The 4,505-nt window shown below is 69.3% G+C and carries 5 protein-coding genes; all 5 read right to left on the bottom strand.

Annotation, left to right across the window (positions count from 1 at the left end):
• Positions 1-313 precede the first annotated feature (313 nt).
• On the bottom strand, positions 314-934 hold the full coding sequence (locus FNH08_RS45335; RefSeq protein ID WP_152777419.1) for a GTP-binding protein: 621 nt from the start codon (positions 932-934) through the stop codon (positions 314-316).
• Positions 915-1,340: a DUF742 domain-containing protein gene (locus tag FNH08_RS45330; RefSeq protein WP_152777417.1), complete on the bottom strand. Its 426-nt coding sequence runs from the start codon at positions 1,338-1,340 to the stop codon at positions 915-917. Before FNH08_RS45330 ends, FNH08_RS45335 begins: the two co-directional genes overlap by 20 nt.
• Positions 1,337-1,744 (bottom strand): roadblock/LC7 domain-containing protein, encoded by a 408-nt coding sequence (locus FNH08_RS45325; protein ID WP_322726489.1) that lies wholly within the window; start codon positions 1,742-1,744, stop codon positions 1,337-1,339. Before FNH08_RS45325 ends, FNH08_RS45330 begins: the two co-directional genes overlap by 4 nt.
• Positions 1,741-3,357 (bottom strand): sensor histidine kinase, encoded by a 1,617-nt coding sequence (locus FNH08_RS45320; protein ID WP_152777415.1) that lies wholly within the window; start codon positions 3,355-3,357, stop codon positions 1,741-1,743. Before FNH08_RS45320 ends, FNH08_RS45325 begins: the two co-directional genes overlap by 4 nt.
• A gap of 293 nt (positions 3,358-3,650) precedes the next feature.
• Positions 3,651-4,277, bottom strand: coding sequence for a TetR/AcrR family transcriptional regulator (locus FNH08_RS45315; protein WP_152777413.1), 627 nt, complete (start codon positions 4,275-4,277; stop codon positions 3,651-3,653).
• Positions 4,278-4,505: the final 228 nt, after the last annotated feature.

Raw genomic sequence — 4,505 nt, 5'->3', positions numbered from 1 at the left:
GCCGTGGGGTCGTCCATACCGGTCGGGGAGAGGGATTCAGGCGTCACGATGGTCGCTCCGAAGCTGAAGTGGATCAGGTGTGTAAGGGGTGATGGCGGGACGGGACGGGCGCCGTCGCGGGGGTACCGGGGACAGGGACGGCGCATAAGGCACAGACGTACGCGGCTCGGGAGACTCGTACGGCCGTGCACCTCAGGAAACGCGTATGCGACTCATGGGACGTGAGGTGTCCGTACGACTCGGGGCCGGGGCGAAGCGGCCGTACGACTCGGGGACAGGTCGGAGCAGCCGCCCGGCTCGACCGGCCCCCGGCTCACGCGGGGGCCTTCGCCCTCGCCAGTGCGTGCAGGAAGCGCAGCAGTGTCATCAGGACGTCGCGGCTGGAGGCGCGGCGGCGCACGTCGCACTCCACAATGGGGATCTCCTTGGGCAGGTCGAGCGCCGAGCGGAGTTCCTCGGTGGGGTAGCGGGGGGCGTCCGGGAAGGTGTTGACGGCGATCACGAACGGCACGCCCCGCTCCTCCAGGCGCCCGATGACGTCGAAACTGACCTCCAGGCGGCGGGTGTCGAGCAGGACGACCGCGCCGAGGGCGCCCTCGAACAGGCCGTTCCACAGGAACCAGAAGCGCTCCTGGCCGGGGGTGCCGAAGAGGTAGAGCACGAGCTGGTCCGTGATGCTGATGCGGCCGAAGTCCATGGCCACGGTGGTGGCCGTCTTGGAGTCGGAGCCGTAGTTGTCGTCGACCCCGATGCCGGCCTGCGTCATGGTCTCCTCGGTCGTCAGCGGTCTGATCTCGCTGACGGAACCGACCATGGTGGTCTTGCCGACTCCGAAGCCGCCCACGATCACGATCTTCACCCCGGCCTCTGCCGTGTGCGGCAGGTGGTCCTCGGTCCGAGGGCCCGAGACGGGGTCAGAGCTTTTGAAGTCCATGCATCACCGCTTCGAGGAGGGAACGATCGGCCCGCGCCTGCCGGACGATCGGGGCGCGCGCCTGTACCAGTTCGGCCGCAAGCAACTCGGTGAGCAGGACGGTCACCACGCTGAACGGCAGGCTGAGGTAGGCCGAGATCTCGGCCACGGACAGGGGTGCCTGGCAGATCCGGAGCAGCGCCGACTGCTCCGGCGTGGCGGAAGGCGGCGGTTCGGCGCTCGCCACGATTAACGTCACGAGGTCGATCGGGGCACGCTCACCGTCCTCGACGGCCGCGCCCGTGATGATGTACAGCCGCTCGGGGTTCTTCGGCCGGGGGCCTTCCTGTGTGCCGTCACCCGTCGTCGGTGGGGGCGGGGGCTGTTGTTCCTTGGGTTGGCGCCGCTGCCGCTGTGGAGGCGTCATACGGTCTGCCCATTGCGCCGGGGCGGACTCGTCAGATGGGAGCCGATGCGGGCGACGAGGTCACGCATACGGTTGCTCATCATGCCGGGTTCCGCGACCGCGTTGGCGAGGACCGCGAGGTAGGCGTTGGGGCCCGCCTCCATCATGTAGAAGTAGCCGCCCTGGATCTCGATGATGACCACGCGCATCCGGCCGTCACCGGTGGCGATCTCGGTGGCGACGGCACCGGCGAGGCTCTGCAGGCCCGCGCAGGCGGCGGCGATGCGGTCGGCGGCGTCCGGGTCACCGCCGTAGCGGGCGATGCGCAGTCCGTCGGCGGAGAGCACCACGACCTGCTGGACGCCCGGTACTCCGTCGGCGAGATCCTTGAGCATCCAGTCGAAGTTGGCTCGTGGCATGGTCACTTGAGGTCCCCCTCCTCGTCGGCCTCCACGTGGGCCGGCTCGTTGTCAGTGGTGAACGTCGTCGGGTCGTCCGGGTTCCTGGTGAAGGCGTTCGGGTCCGGGTCGCCCTTGAGGCCGGCCCAGAACTCCTCGATCCACGCCCCGGGCGGCTCGATCTTCTCCGGCTCGGGCTCCCACACGGGCGTGGCGGCCCTCGCCGCCTCGGCGGCGGCCTCGGCGGCGTCGGCCTCGGCCATCCGCTGGCTGAGCGGGGTCGTCACCCGGCTGCGGCGCTGCGGCAGACCGTTGGCGGTCCACTCGGTGACAACGGGAACGTCGTCGTCCATGCTCGTCAGCGGGTCGGAGGAGGACGGGATGCGCGGTCCCGTGGTCGGGCGGCGCTTCTTCTGCGCGCGCTCGGGACCCTTGACGCCGTCGTTGTTCAGGGCGGGCAGGGCGGCGGCGCCGATGCCGTGGGCGAAGCTGGTGGCGGGCTCGTCGGTGAGCATGTCGCGTGGGACGACGAGGACGGCGCGGACGCCGCCGTACGCGGACTGCCGCAGCGAGACCTGCATGTTGAACATCGTCGAGAGGCGGCCCACGACGGCGAGGCCGAGGCGCGGGGTGCTGCCGAGTTCCTGGAAGTCGGTGCCCTCCTGGGCCCTGGCCAGCATGGTCTCGGCCTTGGTGCGGGACTCCTCGCTGAGGCTGACGCCGGCGTCCTCGATCTCGATGGCGACGCCGGTCTGTACCTCGATGGCGGTCACGTGCACCTTGGTCTGCGGCGGCGAGTAGCGGGTGGCGTTGTCGAGGAGTTCGGCCGCGGCGTGGATGAGCGGCTCGACGGACACGCCGGCGACGTTGACCTTGGCGATGGAGTGCAGCTCGATGCGGCGGTATTCGAGGATGCGGGACATGGCACCGCGCAGCACGCTGTAGAGCGGCACGGGCTCGGGCCACTGGCGGCCGGGTCCGCCGCCGCCGAGAATGGCGATGGAGTCGGCGAGGCGGCCGATCAGCGCGGTGCCGTGGTCGATGCGCAGCAGGTCGTCGAAGACGTCGGGATTGCGCCCGTGGTCCTCCTCCATCTCGCGGAGTTCCACGTTCTGCTGGTGCACGATCGCCTGAACGCGTCGTGCGATGTTGACGAAGGAGCGCTGCGAGGAGTCGCGGCGGGCGTCCTCGCGGTCGACGATGTCGAGGACCATGTGGATCAGCGAACGCTGCGACTCGGGCAGGTTGCTGTAGACGGGGTTCTCCGCGATGCCCAGGCGAATCACCTCTGAGGGGGAATCGCCGCCGTACAGCCGGTCCAGCATCGCGGGCAGGATCTCCCGGCCGAGGCGCAGGAACTGCTGGTCGTGGGATGAGACGCGGTGTTCCAGGTAGGCGGTCCGCTGCGTGGACTCGGCCCGGAGGGACCGGATCTGCCGACCGCGACGCACGACCTGGGACGCGACCGCGACGACCAGGACGGTCGTGATGGCTCCGCACCAGCCGACGGCGATCCGGGCCGGTCCCGTGACCAGGGCTGCTGCGGCGCCGGTTACCGCGGCCAACAGTATGGCGGGCGGCAACAGCACGCGCGCGTAGGGAAGTTCACGGCCACTGGGAGGCGGTTGAACACTCACCATGTATGCCCTCTGAGACGAATCGGCTGGGGTTCGGGGAGTTGCTGTGGTTCCCGGGAGTTCAAACTGGATCTTCGGTATTTTTGGGAACAAGCGCACGATTACATCTCAACTCGGTGCGCTGCGGGCGAGCTTAGTCCGACCGGGTCATCGCTGTGTCATATTCAGCAAGCACCTGAAACGGGCATGAGGACGGGAGTACGCTCGACTCCATTTATACGCTCAGTCGCTTGTCGAACACGTCGGGTAATCGCGAACGAGTGAACGGAATCGGCCCTGTTGAAGACGATCCGGTTTCAGGCTCCGACGATTCGGAGGGCCGCGTCCGCGGTGGCCTCGGCGAACACCGCGACCGGGCGCTCCGAGTCCGAGCGGTGGACGAGGATGACACCCTCGATCAGCCCGAACACCAGGTCCGTCCGCAGGTCCAGCTCACTCTTGGCGAGCCCGCCGCCCGTACGGGTCGCGGCGATCAACTGCCGGTAGGCGTCCTTGAGTTCGGCCCGTACGGCGTGGAATCCGGCGAAGCGATCGGCGCGCACCTCGGGCAGCAGGTAGAGCCCGCCGAGGTTGTGAGGACCGCCGCAGAGCAGCTCCACGTCGGTACGGCACAGCTCCCACAGCCGACCCTCGGCCGGGGCCGCGTCCTGGGCGAGGAGGTCGCGGGCCAGGGCCAGTGACGGCGTGACCGTGGACTCCAGGAGCTCGGCGAGGAGCTCCTCCTTGCCGGAGACGTAGTGGTACATGGACGCCTGCCGCATACCGGCTCGCTCGGCGACGGCCCTGGTGGTCGTGGCGGCGTACCCGCGCGTCGTGAACAACTCCGCGGCGGCCGCGAGCAGTTCGTCGCGCGGTGACAAGCCGGTCTCCGGCCGCTGTGCGGCCCGCGGCCTGCCTACGCGGCGTCCACCGGTGCTTCCCATGTGTTCGATCCTCGCATGGCCCTCCGGGGGTTGGCGGGTCGGTCTCGTCTGCCGGGTTGTCGTCGGCGGGCGGGTGCGGGTTCGTTGTGGCTTGTCGCGCCCACGCGGCGGAGCCGCACATCGACACAGCCCCGCGCCCCTTCGGGACGCCTCCACCCCGTGAGCTTTCGGTAACCGCGCGCTAACCTCCGGTACACGACCCCGACCAGACCCCACCCTAATTTCTGT

The organism is Streptomyces spongiae, assembly GCF_009377185.1.
In the GTDB taxonomy this organism is placed as follows: domain Bacteria; phylum Actinomycetota; class Actinomycetes; order Streptomycetales; family Streptomycetaceae; genus Streptomyces; species Streptomyces spongiae.
Note: the sequence above shows the minus strand (reverse complement) of the source record. Positions and strands in the feature narration are given on the sequence as shown.

Bases quoted from the DNA above. Each gene is read 5' to 3' on its own strand.
- FNH08_RS45335 (WP_152777419.1), bottom strand. From the start codon at position 934: ATGGACTTCAAAAGCTCTGACCCCGTCTCGGGCCCTCGGACCGAGGAC.
- FNH08_RS45330 (WP_152777417.1), bottom strand. From the start codon at position 1,340: ATGACGCCTCCACAGCGGCAGCGGCGCCAACCCAAGGAACAACAGCCC.
- FNH08_RS45320 (WP_152777415.1), bottom strand. From the start codon at position 3,357: ATGGTGAGTGTTCAACCGCCTCCCAGTGGCCGTGAACTTCCCTACGCG.
- FNH08_RS45315 (WP_152777413.1), bottom strand. From the start codon at position 4,277: ATGGGAAGCACCGGTGGACGCCGCGTAGGCAGGCCGCGGGCCGCACAG.